Source organism: Paenibacillus sp. GP183 (assembly GCF_900104695.1).
Lineage (GTDB): Bacteria > Bacillota > Bacilli > Paenibacillales > NBRC-103111 > Paenibacillus_AI.
On sequence record NZ_FNSW01000001.1, the window covers coordinates 2,345,292 to 2,369,019 of the forward strand.

The 23,728-nt window shown below is 42.5% G+C and carries 20 protein-coding genes and 1 pseudogene; 12 read left to right on the forward strand and 9 right to left on the reverse strand.

All coding sequences use genetic code 11. The features are described 5' to 3' along the window. The first annotated feature begins 66 nt into the window (after nt 1-66). From BLV33_RS29315 to hfq, 4 genes are all read left to right on the forward strand, one after another. Nucleotides 67-213, forward strand: a complete 147-nt coding sequence (locus BLV33_RS29315) for a hypothetical protein (protein ID WP_171909122.1) — start codon at nt 67-69, stop codon at nt 211-213. Between the two features lie 24 nt (nt 214-237). Beyond that, on the forward strand, nt 238-597 hold the full coding sequence (locus tag BLV33_RS11690) for a GIY-YIG nuclease family protein (RefSeq protein ID WP_090791266.1): 360 nt from the start codon (nt 238-240) through the stop codon (nt 595-597). Nucleotides 598-889: 292 nt separating this feature from the next. After that, the gene (locus BLV33_RS11695; RefSeq protein ID WP_090791268.1) at nt 890-1,591 is read left to right on the forward strand and encodes a hypothetical protein; all 702 of its coding nucleotides are present in this window, start codon (nt 890-892) and stop codon (nt 1,589-1,591) included. Between the two features lie 21 nt (nt 1,592-1,612). Beyond that, nucleotides 1,613-1,843: an RNA chaperone Hfq gene (gene hfq / locus BLV33_RS11700; RefSeq protein ID WP_090791271.1), complete on the forward strand. Its 231-nt coding sequence runs from the start codon at nt 1,613-1,615 to the stop codon at nt 1,841-1,843. Nucleotides 1,844-1,897: 54 nt separating this feature from the next. On the opposite strand, the gene BLV33_RS11705 is transcribed toward hfq, so the two are convergent. From BLV33_RS11705 to BLV33_RS11715, 3 genes are all read right to left on the reverse strand, one after another. Beyond that, nucleotides 1,898-2,803 (reverse strand): AlbA family DNA-binding domain-containing protein, encoded by a 906-nt coding sequence (locus BLV33_RS11705; protein WP_090791274.1) that lies wholly within the window; start codon nt 2,801-2,803, stop codon nt 1,898-1,900. Nucleotides 2,804-3,002: 199 nt separating this feature from the next. After that, nucleotides 3,003-4,439 carry a putative glycoside hydrolase gene (locus BLV33_RS11710; protein WP_090791276.1) on the reverse strand — a complete coding sequence of 479 codons (1,437 nt, stop codon included), beginning with the start codon at nt 4,437-4,439 and terminating at the stop codon, nt 3,003-3,005. A gap of 595 nt (nt 4,440-5,034) precedes the next feature. Beyond that, complete coding sequence (locus BLV33_RS11715) at nt 5,035-8,136, reverse strand: STAND family AAA ATPase (RefSeq protein ID WP_090791279.1); 3,102 nt, start codon at nt 8,134-8,136, stop codon at nt 5,035-5,037. Nucleotides 8,137-8,983: 847 nt separating this feature from the next. Between BLV33_RS11715 and BLV33_RS11720 the strand changes: the two genes are divergently transcribed. Together BLV33_RS11720 and BLV33_RS11725 are read left to right on the forward strand one after the other, a co-directional pair. After that, entirely contained in the window at nt 8,984-9,163 is a 180-nt protein-coding gene (locus BLV33_RS11720; RefSeq protein WP_253187042.1) for a helix-turn-helix domain-containing protein, read from the forward strand. 112 nt (nt 9,164-9,275) lie between these two features. After that, nucleotides 9,276-10,391 carry a site-specific integrase gene (locus BLV33_RS11725; protein ID WP_090791284.1) on the forward strand — a complete coding sequence of 372 codons (1,116 nt, stop codon included), beginning with the start codon at nt 9,276-9,278 and terminating at the stop codon, nt 10,389-10,391. Nucleotides 10,392-10,456: 65 nt separating this feature from the next. Here the strand turns inward: BLV33_RS11725 and BLV33_RS29985 are convergent. Then, nucleotides 10,457-10,585, reverse strand: a pseudogene (locus BLV33_RS29985) (DUF1805 domain-containing protein); the annotation flags it as partial. Nucleotides 10,586-10,714: 129 nt separating this feature from the next. Between BLV33_RS29985 and BLV33_RS11735 the strand changes: the two are divergent. After that, on the forward strand, nt 10,715-11,221 hold the full coding sequence (locus tag BLV33_RS11735) for a hypothetical protein (protein WP_090791288.1): 507 nt from the start codon (nt 10,715-10,717) through the stop codon (nt 11,219-11,221). 121 nt (nt 11,222-11,342) lie between these two features. Here BLV33_RS11735 and BLV33_RS11740 read toward each other — a convergent pair whose 3' ends face one another. Then, nucleotides 11,343-13,238, reverse strand: a complete 1,896-nt coding sequence (locus BLV33_RS11740) for a putative bifunctional diguanylate cyclase/phosphodiesterase (protein ID WP_253187043.1) — start codon at nt 13,236-13,238, stop codon at nt 11,343-11,345. Nucleotides 13,239-13,336: 98 nt separating this feature from the next. After that, nucleotides 13,337-13,705 carry a DUF423 domain-containing protein gene (locus tag BLV33_RS11745; RefSeq protein WP_090791292.1) on the reverse strand — a complete coding sequence of 123 codons (369 nt, stop codon included), beginning with the start codon at nt 13,703-13,705 and terminating at the stop codon, nt 13,337-13,339. A 159-nt stretch (nt 13,706-13,864) separates the two neighbouring features. On the opposite strand from BLV33_RS11745, the gene BLV33_RS11750 reads away from it, so the two are divergent. Then, nucleotides 13,865-14,260, forward strand: a complete 396-nt coding sequence (locus tag BLV33_RS11750; RefSeq protein WP_253187044.1) for a YkvA family protein — start codon at nt 13,865-13,867, stop codon at nt 14,258-14,260. A 149-nt stretch (nt 14,261-14,409) separates the two neighbouring features. Here BLV33_RS11750 and BLV33_RS11755 read toward each other — a convergent pair whose 3' ends face one another. The 3 genes from BLV33_RS11755 to BLV33_RS29995 all read right to left on the reverse strand — a co-directional run bounded on the left by BLV33_RS11755 (nt 14,410) and on the right by BLV33_RS29995 (nt 17,478). Beyond that, entirely contained in the window at nt 14,410-15,390 is a 981-nt protein-coding gene (locus BLV33_RS11755; protein ID WP_090791299.1) for an aldo/keto reductase, read from the reverse strand. A gap of 103 nt (nt 15,391-15,493) precedes the next feature. Further along, nucleotides 15,494-16,198 (reverse strand): hypothetical protein, encoded by a 705-nt coding sequence (locus BLV33_RS29990; protein ID WP_253187045.1) that lies wholly within the window; start codon nt 16,196-16,198, stop codon nt 15,494-15,496. 41 nt (nt 16,199-16,239) lie between these two features. Then, on the reverse strand, nt 16,240-17,478 hold the full coding sequence (locus tag BLV33_RS29995) for a beta/alpha barrel domain-containing protein (RefSeq protein ID WP_253187046.1): 1,239 nt from the start codon (nt 17,476-17,478) through the stop codon (nt 16,240-16,242). A gap of 115 nt (nt 17,479-17,593) precedes the next feature. On the opposite strand from BLV33_RS29995, the gene BLV33_RS11765 reads away from it, so the two are divergent. The 4 genes from BLV33_RS11765 to BLV33_RS11780 all read left to right on the forward strand — a co-directional run bounded on the left by BLV33_RS11765 (nt 17,594) and on the right by BLV33_RS11780 (nt 23,262). Next, a complete protein-coding gene (locus BLV33_RS11765) occupies nt 17,594-18,823 on the forward strand; it encodes a DUF2157 domain-containing protein (RefSeq protein WP_090791302.1) in 1,230 nt (409 codons plus the stop codon). Next, nucleotides 18,816-19,391 carry a GDYXXLXY domain-containing protein gene (locus BLV33_RS11770; protein WP_171909123.1) on the forward strand — a complete coding sequence of 192 codons (576 nt, stop codon included), beginning with the start codon at nt 18,816-18,818 and terminating at the stop codon, nt 19,389-19,391. The genes BLV33_RS11765 and BLV33_RS11770 overlap by 8 nt, the downstream gene beginning before the upstream one ends. 212 nt (nt 19,392-19,603) lie before the next feature. Next, on the forward strand, nt 19,604-20,044 hold the full coding sequence (locus BLV33_RS11775; protein ID WP_090791307.1) for a MarR family winged helix-turn-helix transcriptional regulator: 441 nt from the start codon (nt 19,604-19,606) through the stop codon (nt 20,042-20,044). Nucleotides 20,045-20,064: 20 nt separating this feature from the next. Then, complete coding sequence (locus BLV33_RS11780) at nt 20,065-23,262, forward strand: MMPL family transporter (RefSeq protein WP_090791309.1); 3,198 nt, start codon at nt 20,065-20,067, stop codon at nt 23,260-23,262. The last annotated feature ends 466 nt before the right edge of the window (nt 23,263-23,728 follow it).

Sequence of the window (23,728 nt, forward strand, 5' to 3'; positions counted from 1 at the left end):
TATAATAAAAATATTAGCACTCATAAATAAAGAGTGCTAATAATACATCAGAAGGTGGTCTCCAACATGGCAAAAAGTAGCACAAGAAAAGTTTCTTCAGATCGCATGTCCACAGTTGCTTCAAAAGCTCTAAATGATGGTCGAACTAGTAAGACAACTAAGTCATTAGCTGGATCAGTTTTATCGCAATCTAAAGCGAACAAGAAAAAGTAGATTTTATTAAATTGGAGGTGTTATATGCAAGATTTCAGTAGTTTATACCATGCAATACAACATTCAAGAGTAACTAACCTCAAATGGTCACAACTTCTAACAAAACATTCCTTCTCAAAATATAGCATCCCTAATCAGGGAGGAATATACTTATTTCTAAGTCAAATGCAGTTAAATGGGAAGTATAACGTTTTATATGCTGGCAAGAGTGACGATCTTCAAAGAAGATTTGGCGAACATCAATTATCACTTAATAAGCATATTCACAACTCAAAGTTTTTTGTGTATTCCCTAGAACATAATGAAGATCAGAGATCCTATTCAGAATCTGCATTAATTCATGTTTACAATCCTCCGGGTAACACTCAGCAAAAATTGGCTTAAATAATAATTAGGAGCTGAATTTCATTGTACATAGTGACTCTCACACTAGTACCTCTGACAAATACTTAGATGACCACTGATCCATAATTGATTAGTGGTCTTTTATTGGTATCTCAGTTTGAGACTACCTTGTTATTTAGGTTAGGAATGTAACAAGAATTAAGCAGATTAAAAGAGAAGTTGGAGACAAAAGTGGTCTTTATGTTTATGTTAACGTAAATCAGCAAAAACAAGAGACCGATATGCTTGCAGGATTAGCCTAAAATAAATGACAAAAAAAGAGGGGCATACTATGGCTGTTGCAAAAACACCGCAAGGAGATAGCTACTTATATGAGCTTGAAATACTAGCTGCAGATTTAGCCAATCAGGGAGCTGATGTTGGCGAAGCCTCAAAAATATTAGATCGATTAAAAGCGTCAACTAATACTTTAACACTCAATGATGATCTTAACCGCACTCGAGTGATATTGCACTATGCACCGAAAAGACTCGAGCACTCCCATACTTTTAAGCCTTATCTATTTATGATATTTGAACTTATAGTGATAGGGTTATGGACATGGCTTATTCTCGCTAACTCCGAAAACTACATGAAATATTTGAGTAGTGATAAATGGCAGCTGCTTCAAACAATTTACGTTTCAGTAATCGCAGGGTCTATAGGAGCGACTACGTTTGCAATATACGGCATATATACACATCTAATTCATCGAAATATGGATACTGGGTTTCACGGATGGTATATTGCTCGTCCGGTAGTTGGTGGCGTAATCGGAGCTTTTATAGGTATGACTATCACAGTAATACTGAACGGGGTTAGTGCGAGCGGAGATGCATCCCACATTGTTACCATTGCGGTTGCATTTCTTGCCGGTACAAATGAAAAATTTGCAGCTCAAATGATTGAAAGATTTACTTCGAAAGTACTAGGAATAGGCCCAAAAGAGACAGGAAAAAGAGAAACACAAGAAATTAAAGAAGTCGCTAAATGAAAATGGAGCGTGAACGCGTTGATGCAGCAAAAGATCGATATCCAGAGTACCTTTCTGAACGAGGTTCTGAATAATAAAGTATCAGTTACTGTAATCCTGGTGAACGGCTTTCAGATTCGAGGAACGATTAAGCATCACTATAGCTTCACAGTCGAGTTGGAGTCCGAGGGCAAGCAACAGGTGATTTACAAGCATGCTATATCAACGATCATTCCGATTAATCCGGTAAATATTAGCGGGGCTGCTCAATAAGTGGCATTACGTAAATGTTTACTTTAGTATGGTAATCAAAAGCATTAAGGATATCTATGAATTAATTATCTTTTCCAATTGAATAATGGCTTCTCGTAGATCGCCAGCTAAAAAAGTACACTCTAAATCTAGATAATCATTATGGTCTTTATAATTTTCTTTTTCAATTTTGTATTCTTTTTGTCTTCTATCCAACATGCCAGGCATAAAACCATAGAATATTTGTTGTTTATTATTTATTATTCTACAACGATTTCTTATTTTATTAAGTAATTGTAACAATGTGGGTGCATCTACCAATATAGTGTAAGTATCAGACAGAATAGACTCCACGACGCTTAATTCAAGCTTTACAAGTGAATAATATTGAGTTTTCTGACTTTCTGGTAAAATCATGCTCGTTGCATCTGATAATAAATTTTGCAGTTCGGACATCAGCAATTGAAGTTTTAATCTTTTTTCGTAATATCCAAGAAAGGATGTTTTGACTTCATCATAACTCATAATTCCATCACCTTTATTCGTCCTTTTTGTAAAAAACCATCCCTTTTCAGTCTCAATTAAACAATGTGGAGCCTTCCAACTTTTCGGTATATGAACAATGTGGATTACATTACCGCTTGAGAGTTTAATTGGTGGATTTTTGAAATCCCAAAAAACACTAGGAGTGCATTTGTTGGGGAAGTTTCCAAAGTGCTCAGGAAAATCATGTGAGGGATTAATCCCAACAATGCGTTCGTCGACGGGAATAGAATTGTCGTTTTTTATACCAAAGATAAGAAATCCACCTTCGCTATTTGCAAATGCACAACTAGTTTTAATCAATCGTTGCTTTCCGTTCTCGTCATTTTTGTTTGGTAACATTTCTTTGAAGTCAAAATATTCAGATTCATAGTACCCTTTTGTTAGAATGTCTTTAATAATAGTTAGATTCCAGTCCTCGAGTCGATTAGGTATCATTAAGAATTCCTTTCTAACTTAAATTAAGGATCTGTACTCCTTGATGTCGATTTCTGACCAAAAGAAATATCATTAGGCGGTTAATTCTGAACTATCATTATCCGTTAGTTGAATGAACTAACCTTTGACTGAACGTGTTAATAATATTTCTCTTCTACTTAAAATAGGAACCGTTTCTAAATTGGATTGGGTTTGTGGATTATGATTTATATGTTACACCGTCTGAGTAAGAATTGTTAGCATTCCAGATAAGGTATTCATTAATCCCAGAATCTTTTAAGGCTTTGATTTGTGCATCAACTTCAGCTTTACCATATTTAAGATAATTGCCGGAACCTAACCAGCTTGCAGTAAAGTCTTGAATCCAAGGACGTGATGTTGGTGGAGTCTGCAGTTGTGCAAACTTCTCTTTTTCACGTTTAATATATTCAGCAACAAGTTTATATGGCTCTTTATCTGGTTTTGCAATTCCAAAATAACCAGCAGACCAGTGGCTTGGATAAATCATAGACGAAATTACATCTACTGAGTTAGAAATACGGCTAAAGTTCTGACCGATACCTGGAGCTTCAGGCAATGTAGCTGAATATCCGAAGATATCAACTGAGACTTTTACACCATACGGTTTAAGTTGTTCTTTTGCATATGCGACAAAGTCGCTGACAGCATCAACACGAAGCTGTGTCATACGTGCTTTATCGCTAAAATCCGGTGCTTGTGGTGCTGCTATTTTAAGGTCAGACACACTCTTTTGAGCAACGTCCATTGCTTTTTTATTTGCATCGGTTTTCGCAGTATCGTAGGTATTAGTAGCGTCTGTCAACTTGGACTGTAAAGAAGTCAAATCGTCTTGATATTTCTTAGTGGCTTCAGCATAGTCTTTTTCTTCTTGTACAAACTTAGTTGGTTTTTTATCCTGGTAATCGCCCATTGAATATTTAAGAACTTTGTCCCTACTTTCGAAGCCTTCTGGGAATCGAACGTAGTCAAATTGGATTTCTTTGAACCCAAGTTCTGCAGCTAATTTTGCTGCATCTACATCATGATCCCATGTTTCTTTAAGGAATGGATTGATAAACCCGTCTCCCTTAGCATTACGCCAAACACTGGTGCCGTCTATATAAGAAAGGTCTGGACGTTTTTTCGCTAGAACTGTATCTTTGAAAGAAACAATACGGGCAATTGGGTAGATTTTATGCTGTTCAAGAGTTTTCATGAGTGCTTTGGGATCTTTGATGTAAGGCTGGCCAAATTCGGCAAGTTTTCCCTCAGGCTTAAATGTGATATAGCCGTCATCATCCTTAATATCTATGACCATTGCATTTAGGTCGGTGTTATCAACAAGTGACAGAAGTTTAGGCATGCGGTCACCCCCAGCTGACCAACCTGTTACATAAATTCCTCGTACAGCATCCGGATAATTAAAATGTACAGGGGGATTAAAAGCAGGGGTTTGACTTGTTGCAGGAGCGGGCGAACTCGTTGGTGTTCCTGTAGATGAAGGTGTAGTCCCTGGTGTGGATGTAGATGGTGGTTCCGATTGTTTCGATGTGTTCGAAGTGCTTGTTGACGATGAACAAGCTGACAACGAGAGCACCATTAAAAGCATAATAAAAATAAGACCTCGTTGTTTCAAGATGTTCTCCCCAATCTCCCAATATTAAGCACCTAAACTAAAATGATACGTATAATCCTATCATTACAAATACTTATTGCTTTTTTTCTCATAAATCTTAATTACCACCATTTATTGGGATTCCAAACCATTTATAATTCTCGTGATGGAAATATACTCGTCGTGACATTAACCAAGGACAATAAAGATATCCTATAAGAAGATTTCAATTTTCAGCCCCTCATTTTAGTTTTATTTCGTTTCTAGCCTCCATTTTAGTTTCTTTCCCAACAAGTAGACAACTCTTTATATATAAAGTTTACACATTATTATAAAGAATTTATTAATGTCTTCTGCATCGACCAAATAACAAAGTAAAAACTCAGCAGTACCTAAATTCGTGATTATTCTCCAAAAACCTCTTTAATTCGACAATCAAAATAAAATGAATTTACTCATGGGCTGATTTATTAAAAAATAATTTCCATTACCAAATAAACGTTCAATTCCACAACAAAAAATGGAGTGTCTGTTGCCGTTTGCACTCCATTTTCCTTGTCAATATTAATTTATCACCTCTAATCGGAACCTTAGTCGGTTGAAAGTGCTTGGTTTATTACTTTAGAGGGGATAACAGTTCTATCGATCTCTGATTTTTCATAGAAATGCCCAAGAGATCGCAAATTTGCTGTTTTTCTTTATAATTGGCGTCAAACATGTATAGATGATTAATCACCAAAGCTCTGAGAAGACTGTAGGCCATCACGTTATTTTCAAGTTCGGTTTTTAATCGTTTTAACTCATAATAAGGTATGGTGCGAGATTGATCTATCTTAATGGATATCTCTATCAACTTAACAGCTGTTGTAGGATGGCTGAGTGTAATTTTTTTGAAAGTTTCATACAAATTCTCCGATCCCATAGAATCAGATATTCTTTTGATAGATTGAAATGAAATTCCGCAACAAAGGCTAAAGAGTAATCTCCTTACTTGTTTTTCGATCTCTGCTTTTTCCGTTTCTTTGGTTAGCCTTTGCTCCAATATTCCTTGTAAATGTGAAGAAAATGCTTCAATATCTGAATTTAAAGTGGATAAAAAATAATTTAATGACCTCAAGCCCACCATATAGGCTTCTTCACATAAAATATACTTTTCATCTGCTTTTATGGAACCGTAATAACTTTTTAAAATCTGGCCGATAATTTCCACGGTTTTGAATCCCAAATTCATTTGGGCTGCAAAATCCATCTCTGAATCATCATCTTCGTCGATTTCATCTTCTGTAATTGGCTTTGAAGTAGCGGCAACTTCTTTTTTGCTCCGATCTAAATCATCTTTCAATTTCAATCGATCTTCGCGGTGTTTCTTTACCTCAATATTCTCGTAAACCATTTTCGGCACTTCTTCGACTAAACTATTAAGTGCACTAACCTCATCATTTTCGAGATTTGCCGGCACAGTATCTGCAAATATTTTTTGGGCATGGCTAAATAATTCATTGAGTATAAAAGGATCTTTTGATAAATGCGTCAAAAACATAATGATATTTGCAAATTCTTCAATATGTACTTTACTGCACATCAATGATATTTTCTCTCTGATGGCCAGTTCCGTAATTGAATTTGATAAATATTTAGCTACGAAATAATAATAAACATATTTGTATTTAAATCGATAGATCCCATTAAATTTTTCTACGATATTTGCTTCAACCATCCGTGTTATGTTCTTCTCAAAGTCGTACGTTAAATCGTATTCTACAGTAAACCATTTGTGGAAATCTTTCATTTCATCCTCTGCCATTTCTATGATATTTTGATGAAAGAAACGGTAGGCAAGTTCAGTAATGCAATTATAAAATGCATCGATTTCTTCATGTTTCATGTTAATTTTTGATAACGATTGCAATATTAATAAATCATAATAATAACCATAGGAGCTCTCCTTTAAATTATGGGGGACATTACTTTCAATCGTTTGTAAAATGACTAATAAAAAGAAAGGAAACGCAGGCACATAATTATTTCCAATAATAATATTAATTGTTTCTGTTGCTTTATCATGGTTTTTCTGCAATTCAGCTTCTGTCGCAGTTTCAAGTTGTCCTATACAATTCCACTTTTCAACAAATTGGGTCCTGAGAAGAAATCCCAATTCCATAATCTCAAATCTTTCGTAATGTGAATGAAAGCTATCCTCATTCTCATGTTCGTTCATCAAATCTGAGAATTTAAATAACTCATCACACGTTAAAACAATGTATTTATATATGGAAGAAATGTTTTTTAGGAATTCAAAAGTAAATTTAGTATTAAGTTTTGTTTTGTCGAGATCATCAATAATTATCACTTTTAGGTCATTCGGTAATTGTTTAAATAATTCAAGTGAATCTTTTGAATATTGATCTATAAACGTTTTGTATAATAACTGCTGGAAGTCATTTAGATTCGATTTGTTAATTTTGCTTCCATCTAATAAGACTGGCATATATCCCTTCTTAAATAAATGGTTATATAACGTTTTACAGTATGTGGTTTTCCCGGATTTTTCAGATCCGAGAATCAGGTATTTATTCGTTTTTTTGAAATCAATCAATTCTTTTAAATTTACATATTGCGTTAGTCGATCTGCTTTTTCATGTAATTGAACAACTTTAGAGTCTGGATATATGTAGATATCACTCAGTATAACTTTAGTTTTTCGGGGATGATTAATTGTGATCCCAGGGTCATTCAGATAAGCAGAGAAATCGTTATTGATCTGGAAATCTTTGATTTCATTGCCTTGGGACCGATCATATTTTATCCATTCGCTACAGTAAATTTGTAAATAATATTTCTCTTTCCAAGAAAACTGAAATAATTGTTGGATTCTATCCAATAAATTGATCCTAATAAAATTAAATTCACTTTTATTTGGATTATTGCTCTCTTGCAGAACACTACCTTCAATATATTCTGTTATTTGGCCCTGCATATTATCTTTTTTGGTGAATGTGGAAACATGTTCATGGCCTGTTAATATGACGTCAGAGGTTTCCTCCAATACCTCTTTAATTTTCCTTGAGTTGACGGGTGGATACCAATTTAATGGGTGATGCATCATCGAAATAACAAGGTCTCCCTTATTTTTCTTTAATACACTCTCATAATTTTCAATAGGGAAAAATAAGGTACTAGGTACTTCTTTTCTCTCCGAAATCCACGATGAATTGAAGCAGTTAAAAATAACATGGTAATTTTCTAATTGAAATGAAAAGCTTTTAAATAATTGATCTGTAATTACTGGTTGATTCTCTAGTTCATGCTTGTGTGCAAATTCAAAATAATGCTTTTGGGGAACACATAATTGTTCAATAATTGAAGGATCTATGACATCAGTATTATTCGATTTTATGCTGTTTAAAATGACAGTTCTTACTGTCTGAGCCTGTTCATCAAAGTAACAGTCATGATTCCCAGGAATCGTAATGACCGAAATAGGTAGATTTTTAACCCTTTTTATATTAGATTTGATCTCTTCCAAGTATTCATTTGCAAGAGCATATTCTTCTGATTTTCCCGAAAATGCGGTATCACCACTGATTGCAATAAAAAGATGGCTAATCGCTAATAGTTCATCTTGGATTACAGCATGCAATTTTTCCACTTTGTATTTAAAACTATTTTTATCGCTCTTTAAGTGAATATCACTTAATTGAAGTATTCCTATTTGCATCTAACTATCCTCCAGACCAAAAATAGATAATTTCTATAAATTTTGCATCCTGTTCCTTATTCATGTGAGGAATATTATTGTTTTACAGTATTATTTGAAGAAAAGTAATCTTGATGAATTCATTATCTCTAGTATCGTGATATTTGTTTTGTCCTTCATCTTATTCCTACTAAAGTCCCGTCAATAATACCATAAGATTACAATTTTTTCACATTAATCTTTTTAAATCCGTTACTTTTCATTTATTTATAATATTTTGATAGTTTTCATAGTGTGTCAGTTATATCTTACCCACAATTCTTCATACCCAAATCGGAAAATGGGGTCAAGATCTTGTTTTCTCCTCGATCAGTAAATAGGATAATGTGGACTCTCACAAGGATTTAGTTTGCGAATTCGCTTCTGAGTAAGCCTTACACAAATTCAAACGTACAAATAGTTACTTTTTCAGTATTTGTTCGTGAATATGAAAATACATATCGTCAGCAAAACAAGCGATAATAAGTCACTCATTCATTTGAGTGGCTTTTTGTTTGAAATGAAAGAAGCATTTTATTTCTGATTTCAACTTATGCCATCCTGTATCAGATAAATATTGACCTTCACCTGTAAAGCGATTTACTTTAACTACAAAGCGTGTAGATCCTGTTGTGTCGTAATAATATATTGTCGAATAGACGGATGCCTGTCCATCCAAACCCTCTGCTTGGTGCTTATGCATTGATAAAACTGCAATACCTACAGCAATTTAGTAACCGTTGCCGATTTGAATTTAGAATTTATTTCTCTTTAATTGGAATAGGACAAATCATAATCTGCATAAGTTCGTACCAAACGAGGTGATATGATGGAAGCCAAAACCGATGAAAAGATTATGTTAGGGGTTAAAGACATAATGAAGAAAATGGGAATTGGTCGCGATCGAGCCTACGAAATTATTAAAAGAGGTGAATTTCGCTCCATAAAAGTGGGTCGAAGATATCTCGTTCATGAAGAGGTGTTTGAAAACTGGCTGAAAGGTGAATGAAATCCAAATTATGGCCATGTGTTTGGAGTCAGGCTATGTGATAAAATGTTAGGACAATAGATCACATATTTGGCTCCGTTCTTTTGATGGTCACAAAGAAGCGGAGGGAAAAATGGCTTCAATTTCACTGAACAAACAAACAAAAAAATGGGAATTAGTCATTGGGTATTATGACAAAAATGGTAAACGCAAACAAATTCGTCGAAGAGGATTTAACACAAAGCGAGAAGCAAACGACGTGATGATTGAACTTCAAAAAGAGGTTAAGGATGAGGACTACGTAGAGATAAATCAAGTAACTGTGGTTCAGTTCATCAAAAAGTGGTTGGAAAATGAATATATTATGGGAGTTGAAGACACCACCTATTACAATGCAAATCTCTTAATGAAGAATCATATTAAGCCTCGATTTGAGAAGTTAAAATTGCAAAATTTAAACGCAGAGCGATGCCAAGAATTCATTTCAAACATGTACAAAAAAGGATATGCCTACAGTACGATTGATGGGGTTTCGAACCTCATTAAGAAGGCATTGGATTCAGCGGTATCAAAAAAATACATCAAGTCCAACTATATGCGAACCGCTTCCATGCCAAAGAAGAAACAAAAAGAGATGATAGTCTGGACATCGGAGCAAGTGAACCAGTTTTTGCATGCTACCAAACATAGGAGATTTTACTGTGCTTATGCACTAGCCTTGCTTGCTGGAATGCGTCAGGGTGAGATATTGGGTCTTCGTTGGAAGGATATTGATTTCGAAAAGAAGACAGTAACAGTCAACCAGACACTTACTCACTACGGTAAGAGTATTAAAAGTGGAGCTAAAACTGCTTCTGGGGTTAGAACGATTTCTGTTTCTGCACAATTAATTGAAGTACTCAAAAAGCAGAGGAGAGATTACTTAGAACTAAAACTATGTCTTGGGGAAGCATTTGAGGATATGGATATTGTGATGTTCAATCTAAGAAACGGCAAAACCATTTTCCCAGCTAATTTAACGAAAACTTATAAAAAGGATGTTAAGGATTCAGGACTCCCTCATATCTCATTTCATTCCTTGAGACACACACATGCTACAATGCTTATTTCGAAAAATGTTCATGCCAAAATCATTTCTAGCAGGTTAGGACATTCTAAAATTGGTGTGACGCTCGATATTTACAGCCATGTGTTACCTGCTATGCAGCAAGAGGCGGTTGATAAGTTAGACGAAATGATCATTTTGTGACCGCTGTGTGACTCTTGGAGAAAAATGTTGCTAAAACCCTTGATGTTAAAGGGTTTTTCACGACAAATATCATGTGCTCCGCACATGATATATCCTTTTTCTGTCGTTACGATAATTAACGTAGTTTTAGGTAATTTCACTTCTATGGCAGTGACTTTGTGATTGTCTATCATGATCGGTTCGACGTGAAACATGGCAAGCACGCCCCTTCAAACTATGGTTACAGCACTATATGTGAGCAAAAGGCATATGGTGAGAAACTGTACATTGGGGTATCCAATCATGATATAGTGAGCTTAAGAGAAAATTAATATGGAGGATTTATGGAAGAAGATAAGAAGAAATCCAATGTTAAAGGACAATTATTTACTATAGAGGTTTTAATGGAGGCTGAGTCCAATGGGATCGCCTTGGAAAGGCTGCTCCATATTCTTAATACAGAAGCAATCAAGGACTATAAAGTGACAAGCGGCATCGAACTGGGGAAGCTGGTTGACCTGAATATCAAAGAGAGCGTCAAGCAAGCGCTGCCCTACAGGAAGGACATCGAGACCAAAAAAGAAACAGAAACGAAAACCAGAAAGCAGCCTAACACCGCGGCTCGTCAAGATACCACTTCAAATACACTGATCAATCAGCTTGGATCCTTCATACAAAATAATGTATTGATTCGGTTAACGGTCGTGAAAGGCAAGAGTGTGAAGCTCAACATCCCCTGCAGAGTCCTGAATTATGATGCAGATTCACAAAATGTCAGCGTCTACCATGTGGATGAGAAAAAAGTTTATCTGTTTAAGCTGAACGAAATCGATGATTTTGTTACTGGGTAAACAGAGAAAGGTGCTGACTCTCAGCCTTAGCTGATGGGCAGCACCTTTTGTTATTATGGCGGCGACGCAAATTACGTCTTATCACAATCAAGTTTCTTTTGACCGCCATTTACTTACACTATCACTGAACCTCGGAAACCTCTTCTTTTTTAAGCATGGTTTCCAATTGGATGGCGCCCACTGGGGGGCTGAACCAGTAGCCTTGTATCTCGTTGCATTGGTTCTCATGCAGGAAATGCAGCTGTTCCTTGGTTTCTACACCTTCGGCGATCACTTTCAAGTTCAAATGGTGCGTCATGGAAATAATTGTTGTGACAATTGCCGCATCATTCGGATCGATCATGATATCCCGGACGAAGGAACGATCAATTTTCAGCTTGTCGATAGGGAATCTTTTCAAGTAATAGAGCGAGCTGTAGCCTGTCCCGAAATCATCGATACTGATCTTGACGCCCAGTTCCTTGAGCTCCAGCAGGGACTGAATGGCGTACTCGACATCCATGGTCATGCTTTCTGTAATTTCGAGCTCCAAATAATGCGGATCCAGCCCTGTTTGGAGAAGTACCTGGTTGATTTTTCCCTTTAAATTATGCTGGAAGAACTGCCGCATCGACAGATTCACCGCTATAGGGAATGGATCGTAGCCCTGCTCCTGCCACTCTTTGTTCTGTTTGCAGGCAGCTCGCAGCACCCATTCGCCCAATGGAACAATCAGACCCGATTCCTCTGCCAGAGGAATAAACTGCTTCGGCAAGATCATGCCGCGCTCGGGGTGATTCCAGCGTACGAGTGCCTCGACACCTACAATACGGGCTGTCTCTATATCCATTTGCGGTTGATAATAAAGCTCGAATTCATCATTGGCAATGGCTTTTCGCAGTTCACTTTCCAGCTTGAGCCGGTTCAGTGAAACAGATTTCATATCCGTATTGAAAATTTGAAATTCATTTCGGCCTTTTTCTTTAGCTCTGGCCAATGCGATATCGGCGTACTTGGTAAGTGTTTCTGCATCTTCATTCTCATCGGAGGAAATCGCTATGCCGATACTGGCTGTGATATGAATCTCATTCTGCTCCAATAGAAAAGGCACTTCCAATACCCGAATGATTCCGGCCACTAGAGTCATCACATCATTGTGATCCTCCACATTGGGATAAAAGAACGAGAATTCGTCCCCTTCCGACCTGGCTAGGAAATCACGATCCGTAATACAGCGTGTAAACCGCTCGGCAAGCTGCATGAGCAGCATATTGCCATAATCATGTCCGAAGCTGTCATTAACCAGCTTGAACCCGTCAATATCCAGATAAAATACGGCCAGATTAGTTCCAGCCGATTTCATGGCTTTTAATGTTTCGTTCAATTGTTCATTAAAGAGCAGACGGTTGGGCAAGCCTGTCATGTCGTCATAGAAGGCCATGTAGCGGATTTGCGCATCAACTCTTTTGCGTTCAGTGATATCCTGGCCTATCAAGATGCTCCCTCTGGTTTCTTGCTCCACCGCCAGCGGAATACCCGTTGCAGATAGATCCACCCTATAACCCGTTCTGTGAATGATCGCAGTTTCAAAAGAGGACGCATGGCCTCGCCTTACTTGATCAAAGCCCTGAAGGGTTACAAGCAAATGGTCCTGCGCGACAAAAGTGATAAAAGGCAAGTGAGCCAGCTCACCGGCAGAAAAGCCAAGCATGCTTTCCGCAGCGGCATTGACACGTGTAAAATTGCCAAACTGATCAAAAACAGCGATTGCATTCGGATTGTGGTCAAACAAGGAATCAAAGATCTGTTCACTATCCCGGAGTCTATGTATGGTGCTTTTTTGTTCCTCCGGCCTTGGACTCTCTTCCAAACTTAAGGAGGATTGCTGTAATTCTTTTGCTTTTTTGCCGATGAAGCCTAGCAGCACAAGCAAAACAATAGAGGAAACCATACATACCCAACCGGCTGATTGCGGGACTGTCAATGACGCAATCAACGTTAGGACCAGGTGTCCACCTATAAAAATCTGCCTGCTCACTTGATTTCCCTCCTGCGCTATTCGATTAACCTGCTCAAGTGAGTACATTCTACATACCGGAATGATATTCCTGCATATTTAATATCATTAATTAAACATTACTTCATGGCTGCGATCGCGAGTAGTATCCAGCCCAGCAAAAAGCTAACTCCGCCTAACGGTGTTATTGCACCCAGAACCTTTATTCCAGAGAGACTCAGGGCATACAAACTTCCGGAAAATAAAACAATTCCGATAAATAAAGCCCAACCTGATACGTTCACCATGGAGCTGCTGCCCAATTTATCAGCCAGCACTGCTATCAGGATAAGCCCGATCGAATGAATCATATGATACTGAACACCGGTTTGATAAACATTCAACATATCCGTGCTCAGCCTGGATTTCAAAGCATGTGCGCCAAATGCCCCCAATGCAACGGATAAAAAGGCATTCAAACTTCCGAGCACCAAAAAGATTTTTAACATGGTCATCTTACTCCCTTTGTCTATTGGACTTCCTCATTAATATAGCTCAAATAATGAGAGGTTTCCAGCTAAGTGCCATCGGGTTCATCTTGGATTGTTGACTCTGCCGAATTCGTCCTGTACGATTATTATTGAATACTCCTGAGAAGAGGTGAGAGAATGAATATCAACCTGCGCTCGATGGAAAAAAACTATTCGGATAGCTCCTTCTGGCTGAAATTGAAACGATTCTCCAAAAAAGCGGGTACTAAAGTAGTCTATACCGCACTGCTTCTTTACTATGTGCTGCGAAGCCCTAATGTGCCTATTAAAGCAAAAGCTATTATTATAGGAGCTCTTGGATATTTCATTTCACCGATCGATATCATCCCGGACTTCTTACTTGGAGTTGGATACACGGATGACTTGAGTGTTCTGGTCGGTGCGTTGGTATCTGTGGCTGTGTATGTAGACAATGACGTGAAGCATAAAGCTCGTACGAAGATTATCAAATGGTTCGGCACCGACTCCCCGTACGATCTTATCGCTATAGATGAGAAGTTGAATAGGGAGTAGACCAAGGATAAACGGCTACGCCGTCATTAATGACGAGCGCGTTTGTCAAGGTTGATGCGAAGCAAGATAAGTTTAGAAAAACTTATGCTACTTATCAACAAAAAAAAGCCCAAGCATGGAATTTCCATTCCATGCTTGGGCTTCTATGCTTACCAGGCGTAGGCGCGGGGGGCATCGCCGCCCGGTCCTGGGAAGATGACATCCAATCGCTTCAATATATCGGCATCGAATTGAATGTCGACCACGCGCAGCGATTGCTCGAATTGTTTCAGCGTGCGCGGCCCGATGATCGGTGCTGTCATCGCCGGATGGACCAACGTCCAGGCCAGAGCCACGTTGGCTTCGCTCTCGCCGATCTCCTCGCATAAAGCGGCGAACGCTTCGAGCTGAGGGCGGTGCCTGGACACCCGCTCCGGATTGTTGGCTCTTCTGGAGCCTTCAGCCGGCCTCAAGGCATTTCCGCCAAGCAAGCCTCCGTCAAGCGGGCTCCATGCAATTACGCCTATGCCGAGCTCTTCCGCGGCAGGAAGGACCTCCAGCTCTGGCAGCCTGCACAAGAGGCTGTACTTATGCTGCTCGGAGATGAGGCCCAGCAAGTGTCGAGCTTTAGCTTCGTACTGCGCCTTCACCAAATCGCGTCCGGCAAAGTTGCTTGAGCCTACATATCCGATTTTACCTTGATAAACCGGAACCTGGAAAGCCTCCCAAAGCTCATCCCAGGACACGTTGCGGTCTACGTGATGCATTTGATAAAGCTCGATATGGTCGGTCTGTAAACGCCGTAATGAGCTTTCGAGATGACGCCGGATTTTATATGCGGATAAACCTCCATCCCGGTTCGGCCCATCATTCTCATCATGCATATCACCATACACTTTCGTTGCAAGGACTACCTTCTCTCGGCGTCCGCCGCCTTGAGCGAACCAGCGGCCGATGATTTCCTCCGTACGCCCCGAATTTGTTCCCCACCCATAGATGTTGGCTGTATCAAAGAAATTGATCCCGGCATCCAGCGCCGCGTCCATAATCCGAAACGCTTCCTGCTCGTCTGTATCTACACCAAAGTTCATAGTTCCCAAACAGAGCTTGCTCACTTTTAAACCGGAACGTCCCAAATAGCTGTATTTCATTTTCAATTCCTCCTTCTTATTCCTAACTTCCTTACTTAATATCGTAACTGAAACGGAGAGCTCTTGAAAGTACGCACCTAATATTCACATAATGCGATTAGGGTTACCTGCTTACCTTATGGTTACCTGTCTGAAAATTTCGATTCTCCAGATATTCGCTCCCCATCAAATAAGGATATAGGAAAATGAGACCCAAGACAAATATCACAACGGCAAAATAGGCTGGCAAAAGATGCCAAAAATCGGTATAGCCAATGACAGCATGAACGCCCAAGCCTGCAACAAAGCCTGGCAGACCGCCCAGCAAGAAAGTCCACCATAACCAGCGTTGACCCTGATTGATACCCCAAAGCGCTGTCGTCAGAATGGCCAATGCATTGGAAAATAAAGCTCCTCCAAAGCCGGCACGATCATGAGCGATCAGCGGCATGAAATGATCATTATGGGCAGCGAGATGCTGCGGTGTAGTGTTCAAAAACCCAAGATCCGTCGGCACAAAAACGTGGGTAATCCCGATGATCGAGATGGTCGCCCCGCCCACAGCCAGGGCGAATCCAAGGATGACGAACATCAATTGGCCCCATTGAGCAATACGCCACTCGCGGTTATTGGTCACATTCGGAGGCTTCAGGGAAGGCTGATCCGCCTTTGCCCGCATGGAAATGAGAAACATGGGCAGTAGAATAATCGCAACCAGCGCATGAAGCGGATCAAAGTAACCATACCCGAGGAATAAGAAAAAGCTGCCGAACCCAGCAAGTCCGGAAACGAGCAGCGCTGTTTTAAACCAATGCAGTCCATGTCTCAATCCGTATCGCCCTAATTGTGCATAAATTACGCCGATGGAAATCATCGTGCCGGCCAAGGTGATCGGGACATGAAAGGCAGCAGTTTGTTATTCATGCTGTTGATTATTGCTGAGCCGATTCCGAGAAATTCAATATCATAAGGAAGCACAACGCTGGTTGCCGCAACGATCAAGGCCAGGATTCCGCCAAAGATCATGCTCAGCCCGAGAATGTACATCCAGCCCCAGCTCCCCCAGAAGGAGAGCTGTTTGGGCAATTCAGGCCTTCCTGACAGATCCCTATCTTCCAATGCTTGTATACGCTCATGAAGGATCGCTTCATTTATACGCTTAGGCAGTCCCGGGCCGGAGAAAACAAGTCCGCTATGAAGCTGTACATAATCCGCCCCAGCCCGCATAAGCTCCAGTGCATCGAGCGGTTCATGAATTCCCGCAGTCACAATAAGCTTCCCCTCGAATCGAGGAGAATCCTTGATCAAGCTAAGCAGCATCAGGCTTGGCGCTTTACCCGCTTTTCCGATTTCATCTCCTTGCTCAGTATGCATGGCCTCGCCAATGACCAAGCCCTGCAGCATGGAGAAGTTTAGCTTAATCATAAGCTCTTGAAGAACAGGCTGCGGACAATCCAGCGGTATGTAAAAGAATATTGGAAGCTCTGGCTGCAAAGCTCTTGCAGCATGCATAATCTCTTCGCCGCAAATGACGGCTTCGTGCAGCTCCCAAGCCGAATCTAAAACATCTAGATATAAGCCGCTTGCATAGGGCAGCAGCATGGCCAGCATTTCTTGCTGCTGGGCAGCAGCTTCTATAGGAGAACTACCTGGAAGATGGCGCGTTCTAACCATCAATGGCAGCGGATAGTCTGCTCTTTGCGCTAATCTTCGGGCAATCGCATGGACACCGTCATTCGTGTATCGCTCAGGATACCAAATCGCTTCCCGCTTCACATCTTTCTGAATCGCTTTATCACAGACTATCGGCTCTAAGGTTATTGGACCTACTTCCATAAATCCAAGTCCAAACTGCGACACCGCCCTTGGTGCAAATCCGTGGATATCCAGTGATCCGCTGACACCAACCGAGTATTTCACGGCTATGCCGGACAAGCTGCTTTTTAAACCTGGATAAGATTCCATGTGCCCCAAAGTACGGATCAATAGCGAGCCGCCCGGCAGCTTACTGACAGCACCCATTGCGAACAGGGTAAAATCTCTGGCCGCCCTGCCGGAAAGCCGAAAGAGCAATGGACGGAATATGGTTTGATACGACCAATCGGGCATTCCATTCTCCTCCAGTCTATAGCGCTAGTATAATATAGGGTACTACAGAAAAATAGCACTATATTTTTAAAAAGAGAGGTCTATACTGAAGTTAAAAGTAAGCGAGGTGAGCATATTGAGTCGCAACATCATTCAAAAAGAAGGTCGCCGCTGGACGGATTCCGGCATCATTACGCCCGCTCAATTGGAACAAATTCTTGGCCTATATCCAGATAAAAAGCATGCCATCGGTCTGATCCCGATTCTGGGCAGCATCCTTGTTGGACTGGGCATCCTCAGTTTTATGGCTGCCAATTGGCAGGATATCCCGCAGCTGCTCCGATTATTGATGATTATTGCCCTGCTTGCAGGCTTTTATTGGGGTGGAGAGCGGATGCTTTCCCGTGATCATGAGAAGCTGGGAATCGCTCTGATCAGCCTGGGCCTCGTCTCGTTTGGAGCAGGCATTATTCTCATCGCTCAAATGTTCCACCTGCAGGCTTATGACGCATTTTCCTGGATCGTTTGGGGCACAGCCGGCATGCTGCTGACCTACCTATATCGAAGCCGCTATCTATATATGATCAGCTTGCTGTTATTTTCCATTGCGCAATTATACAGCATCTCCCAGTTTCAGGAATTCAGTTATACGACGCTGGTTATAGTGCTTGCGGGATTAGGTTATTTTACCTGGAAACGCAAGGATGCTTTGCTTGCTTGGCTGCTGTGCATCAGCTTGATTGCCCAAGCCATCATGCTGATCTCGATTAACGATTGGAAGTTCCTTTGGGTTTTCATTCCTATTATGCTGCTCTATACATTGGGTGACTGGATCAAAAATAGAGATTTCGCCGCTCCCTTTCAATCGGCTGCCTGGATTGCCGCATATGTGTTTGATTTATTTATTGTGTATTTTGCAGGGAAATCCAATATTTTTGAACATTGGCAAACTATGCTGGCTCAGTCGCTCCCTTTTATCCTAATCAGCGCAGTTATCTTCGCAGTTTCGATGTACCTTAAGGCAAAAGCCGGAAGAGCAAGCACTGGGTTTGAATGGATCATCATGCCGTTGCTGCTGTATGTGACAGAGTACGTCGATGTCTTATATCTTTTCATCCTCTTCTTCTTCTCCCTGTACATCTTATGGAGGGGTTATGTAGAAGAATGGAGATTCAAAATCAATTTGGGCACAGTGTTGTTTCTGCTGATCACCATGACCGCTTACGGGAAATTAGCTTGGAACTTTATGGATAAATCCTTCTTTTTCATTATCGGAGGCATATTGTTGCTGACACTTAGCTGGTTTTTGGGCAGACGCAGAAAACAATTTTTGAATGACTCGAAGGAGGGGACGAATCATGCTTGATCCCACTGCGGAATTGCCAGCCGGGCCGACCCTGCGGAACCGCCGCCGTTCCCTGGTGCTGATTGTACTCGCAGCTCTTCAGATTGTTTTCCTGCTTGGCGTTGCCGTTTCTTCCTATTCAGTGCTTTGGTACGGACAAGAAATACGCATCCAAACGATGCCTCTGGACCCCAGAGATCCTCTGTATGGCGACCATGTGAATTTGAAACTTTCAATCAGCGAGCTGTCGACATCCTTATGGAAGGAATCCGGAGATTTGCCAAAGAAGGGTATGGTGATATACGTGCTTATGAAGCGTAAAACTGCGGACAATGCCGGTATATACGATGCTGTCGGTGTTTATGCTCATAAACCTTCAGCTGGCCAGGATGAAGTTGTAATCAAAGGTCGAATGAGTTACAGCTACAATAATAAATTCAACGTTGAATACGGTCTTGAAAAGTTTTACGTGCCAGAAAACACAGGTAAAGCACTTGAAGAGCAGGCTAGGCAAGGGAATATGACAGCCCGAGTGAAAGTGGCATTTTGGGGAAGATCAGCGCTCGAAGGTCTTGAACCGGGGAAGTAAATCCGGCAAAAATCGATGGGGATAGCCCGCTAATATTAAATGAGCCGCCAAAGCAAACTTGCTGATGGCGGCTCTTTTCTGTCCGACACAATCTTGTCATTCTCGCAGCTTGACGCTGAATATTTTTATTGATATAGTTCTACTGTTGAATAATTCTATCATAGAATAATACTACTGTGAAACTTATAACGGTTGAAAGGAGGAACACGCGATTGAACAAGGAAATGCTGCAAGACCTCATAAGACGCTATGAAACGGTTACTTTTACCGTGAATCGCAGATTGAACGCATCCATTCGGGATCACATGCCTGAAGGTCTTACCCTGGATCAATATTCTACGATTCGCTATATCCGAAGCCGTGGCCGCTGTACGTCCTCAGAGCTGGCGGATATTTTTTGTGTTGGAAAAAGCTCCATTACGGCCATCATCACCCGTTTATTTGACAAGAGCTTGATTGAACGGCTCCCGGACGAAAAAGACAGACGGGTCACCTATTTGACTTTAACTGCTGACGGCGAACGTCTTTCTGACGAGATGGAAGTCAAGATCGGGGAACTGCTCGGGAAATATATCATGCATTTTAGCGAGCAGGAAGCGATCCAATTCATTGAAACCTTTGAGAAGCTGGCACAAGTATTGAATGAGGCATAGGAGAGGGGAATTATAGAGAAATGAAAACCATACTGAAGTTAAAATGGCTGGTGTTGGCGCTTTGGATAGCAGCGACAGTCGGCCTCATGCTTAGCGCGCCCAATATGCAGACGCTCGTTCGGGAGAAAGGGCAAATCAAGGTCCCAGACGGGTATTCGTCGACCATCGCCCAGGATATGCTGGCTAATATGGACGGCAAATCCCAAGCCGGAACCGGGAGTTCGCCAACCGTGCTTGTGTTTCATAACCCAAACGGTCTGACTTCCGCAGACATGGATGAAATCAAACGCGGCATCGATTTGCTGAAGGGCGGGGAAGCCAAATACGGCATCACCTCCGTGATTTCGCATTTTGATAATAAAGAGCTTGAGAAACAAATGGTAGCCAAAGACGGCAAAACTGTGCTCTCGCTAGTCAATGTCTCCATCGGTAAGCGCACTCCCGCAGAGGCTAGAGACGGGATTTACCAAGCTATTTCCGACATCAAGGTTGACCATTATTACACAGGAAATTGGCTTATCTCGGAAGACGTGGTGCAGAGCTCCCAGGAAGGTCTGAAGAAAACTGAATGGATCACCCTTGTTTTTATCATGGGTATTCTGTTCCTCGTATTCCGTTCCGTTGTCGCACCGATCATCCCGCTATTAACCGTGGGCTTCAGCTACTTGGTCACCCAATCTGTCGTCGCTTACCTTGTCAAATATATGAACTTTCCGCTGTCGAATTTCACGCAGATTTTTATGGTGGCGGTCATGTTCGGTATCGGAACGGACTACTGCATTTTGCTGATCAGCCGGTTTAAAGAAGAGCTGGCTCATTCTGACAATCGTATGGAAGCCATCCTGGCCACCTACCGAACAGCGGGAAAAACGGTCTTTTTCTCCGGCTTGGCTGTTTTGGTCGGCTTTGCCTCCATCGGCTTCTCCACCTTCGTCCTGTATCGGTCAGCCGTTGCTGTGGCCGTCGGTGTAGCCGTACTGCTTATTGCACTTGTTACCATCGTCCCTTTTTTCATGGCGGTGCTCGGCAAAGTGATTTTCTGGCCGTCCAAAGGCAATCTCGAGCACAAGCCCAGCGTTTTGTGGGGAACCGTAGGCCGATTCTCGCTCAAACGCCCCATTGTGGCACTTCTCATCCTGGCCGCAATTACGGTGCCTTTCCTTACAGCCTATAAAGGCACGACCTCCTTTAATTCACTGGATGAGATCGGCAATAAATATAAATCCGTTCAAGCTTTCAATCTGATCTCTGCCAGCTTTGGACCGGGGGAATCTCTCCCCTCCACGGTGGTCGTGAAGTCCAATAAGCCGCTCGACAACGCCGCAGGCATGGCAGCGATCGAACAGATCAGCCGCGAGCTGAGCAAGGTTGACGGCGTGAAAGCCGTGCGAAGCGCCACCCGCCCAACGGGCGATCCGCTGGGCAACCTGCAGGTCACCGACCAGGTAGCCCAGCTTGGCAGCGGCATCGGGAAAAGCGGCGAAGGCCTGGGCCAGATCGGCCAAGGCTTGTCTGATGCCAGCAGCGCCCTGAGCGCGAATGCGCCGAAGCTGAGCCAAGCGGTCAGCGGCGTCGATCAATTGATCGACGGTACCGCAGGTCTCAAGACCGGCGTGACCGCGCTTGGCGATGGCCTGAAGAAGCTGCAGCAGGGTCTGCTCAGCGGTTCTGCCGGAGCAGGCGAGCTGCAAGCCGGACTTGAGCAGGCGAAGGCGAGCGCCGACCAGCTCAGCGCGGCCAGCCAGAAGCTGCTCGGCAGCTATAAGGAGATTGGCGCGGGACTCGGACAGCTTGCCGAGGGGTACGGCTCCATCGCCAAGAAGCAAGACGAGCTCGCGCAGGGGCTGGCCGGTCTTGGCCAGGGACTCGGCGGGTTAGCGCAAAAGTACCCCGAGCTCCAGAAGGACGCCGATTTCCAGCGGGCACAGGGTACTGTGACCCAGCTCCAAAGCGGCGCCTCGCAGATGAGCGAGGGCTTGAAGCAGCTGAACACGCAGCTGGCTGGTGTTAACGGCGGCATGCAGCAGGCTAATGCCGGTCTGCAGCAAGCCGCCGACGGGCAGGCTGCGCTGGGGCAAGGTCTTGCGAAGCTGGCCGAAGGCATCGCACAGCTGCAGGCTGGCATCGCCAAAGCCGCCGAAGGGCAAGGCCAGATCGTGACGAAGCTGCCGCAGCTTACGGCGGGCTTCGATCAGTTGACGGAAGGCCAGAAGGCGTTGAAGGCCGGGTTCGCGCAGTTGAACGGGCAGCTCGGGTCGCTGACCGACGGGCTGAACCAAAGCGTGAGCGGGCTGTCGCAGGTCACCGGCGGACTGAAGTCAGCGCAGGATTACCTCGGCCAGCTGGCCAGCGCTCCGGATAAGCAATTAACCGGCTGGTACATTCCGCAGCAAGCGATTGGCAATGCGGATTTCCAAAAAGCGCTCGACGCGTACCTGTCGAAGGATCGTTATACCGCCAAGTTCGATGTCGTCTTTGCCGGTAACCCTTATGAAATTGACACTTTAAAGAAAGTAAACGACCTGGAAGCTGCTGCCGCGCGCGGCTTGAAAGGCACCGACTTCAAAGATGCCAAGTATGCAGTCAGCGGAGTCTCGAGCATGAACAATGACCTTCGCAATATCTCAGCCTCCGATTATTCACGCACCGTAGTGCTGATGCTGATCGGAATTGGAATTATACTGATCCTATTATTTCGTTCGATCGTGATGCCGATTTATCTCATCTTATCGCTGCTGCTGACCTTCTACACCTCAATGGCGATCACAGAAGTGATTTTCGTCCGTATTCTCGGTCTCTCCGGAATCAGTTGGGCCGTTCCGTTCTTCGGTTTTGTCATGCTGATGGCGCTCGGAATCGACTACAGCATCTTCTTGATGGATCGATTTAAAGAATACAAGCACCTTTCGCCGAAAGAAGGCATCCTGAAATCGATGCAAAACATGGGTACGGTCATCATGTCCGCCGCCCTCATTCTTGGAGGCACCTTTGCGGCCATGCTGCCGTCCGGCGTGATGTCGCTGCTGCAAATCGCCACCATCGTATTATGCGGATTATTCCTGTACGCGATGGTCATGCTGCCGCTGTTCATTCCCGTTATGGTTCGCGTGTTCGGAGAGGCCAATTGGTGGCCTTTCATGAAGCAGAAGAAACCGGACGGATTGTCGGTACCGGCAGCGCCTGTCGCTCCTGTTGTAACAACCCAGACACAGACATAGACGTAGACACTGAACACCGATCAAGGCACATTTACAGCACTACAAACATCAAAAGGGAACTTAAGACTGCCGAAACGATTCGGCAGTTTTTTGTTACCTTTTGGATACCGCCATTGTGTTACCGCCTTTTTATAATACCTTCATTGCAGAATAAGGCAAAGCTTATTAATAGCGAACCTAACCTCACTAAATAATGGCTTATCATCATTTGAGCTGGATTAATAAGTCTAGGCTCACAATTAACGAACCGAAGTTCACCAACTAGGAGGCTAGACTCACTAGAGCTTATTCATTTGGATAGTGAGTTTCATTAATGAGTGAAGACTCATTAATAGTAAGATTATGCTCACTTATTCCAAGAGAAGCTGCTTTCGGGCCCAATGTCTATCATTGGGTAAACGAATGTCTCAAAATCTATCACCTGTCCACTCACATATCCATGTAGGACTTGAATATATTTTGTAAC

What these genes read in the sequence shown, in the direction of transcription:
- BLV33_RS11745 (WP_090791292.1), bottom strand. Translation starts at nt 13,705, where the DNA reads ATGTTAAAAATCTTTTTGGTGCTCGGAAGTTTGAATGCCTTTTTATCC.
- BLV33_RS11755 (WP_090791299.1), bottom strand. Translation starts at nt 15,390, where the DNA reads ATGAAATACAGCTATTTGGGACGTTCCGGTTTAAAAGTGAGCAAGCTC.
- BLV33_RS11705 (WP_090791274.1), bottom strand. Translation starts at nt 2,803, where the DNA reads ATGATACCTAATCGACTCGAGGACTGGAATCTAACTATTATTAAAGAC.
- BLV33_RS11770 (WP_171909123.1), top strand. Translation starts at nt 18,816, where the DNA reads ATGCTTGATCCCACTGCGGAATTGCCAGCCGGGCCGACCCTGCGGAAC.
- BLV33_RS29995 (WP_253187046.1), bottom strand. Translation starts at nt 17,478, where the DNA reads ATGCCCGATTGGTCGTATCAAACCATATTCCGTCCATTGCTCTTTCGG.
- BLV33_RS11690 (WP_090791266.1), top strand. Translation starts at nt 238, where the DNA reads ATGCAAGATTTCAGTAGTTTATACCATGCAATACAACATTCAAGAGTA.
- BLV33_RS11695 (WP_090791268.1), top strand. Translation starts at nt 890, where the DNA reads ATGGCTGTTGCAAAAACACCGCAAGGAGATAGCTACTTATATGAGCTT.
- BLV33_RS11750 (WP_253187044.1), top strand. Translation starts at nt 13,865, where the DNA reads ATGAATATCAACCTGCGCTCGATGGAAAAAAACTATTCGGATAGCTCC.
- BLV33_RS11715 (WP_090791279.1), bottom strand. Translation starts at nt 8,136, where the DNA reads ATGCAAATAGGAATACTTCAATTAAGTGATATTCACTTAAAGAGCGAT.
- BLV33_RS11735 (WP_090791288.1), top strand. Translation starts at nt 10,715, where the DNA reads ATGGAAGAAGATAAGAAGAAATCCAATGTTAAAGGACAATTATTTACT.
- BLV33_RS11725 (WP_090791284.1), top strand. Translation starts at nt 9,276, where the DNA reads ATGGCTTCAATTTCACTGAACAAACAAACAAAAAAATGGGAATTAGTC.
- BLV33_RS11780 (WP_090791309.1), top strand. Translation starts at nt 20,065, where the DNA reads ATGAAAACCATACTGAAGTTAAAATGGCTGGTGTTGGCGCTTTGGATA.
- BLV33_RS11720 (WP_253187042.1), top strand. Translation starts at nt 8,984, where the DNA reads ATGGAAGCCAAAACCGATGAAAAGATTATGTTAGGGGTTAAAGACATA.
- BLV33_RS29315 (WP_171909122.1), top strand. Translation starts at nt 67, where the DNA reads ATGGCAAAAAGTAGCACAAGAAAAGTTTCTTCAGATCGCATGTCCACA.
- hfq (WP_090791271.1), top strand. Translation starts at nt 1,613, where the DNA reads ATGCAGCAAAAGATCGATATCCAGAGTACCTTTCTGAACGAGGTTCTG.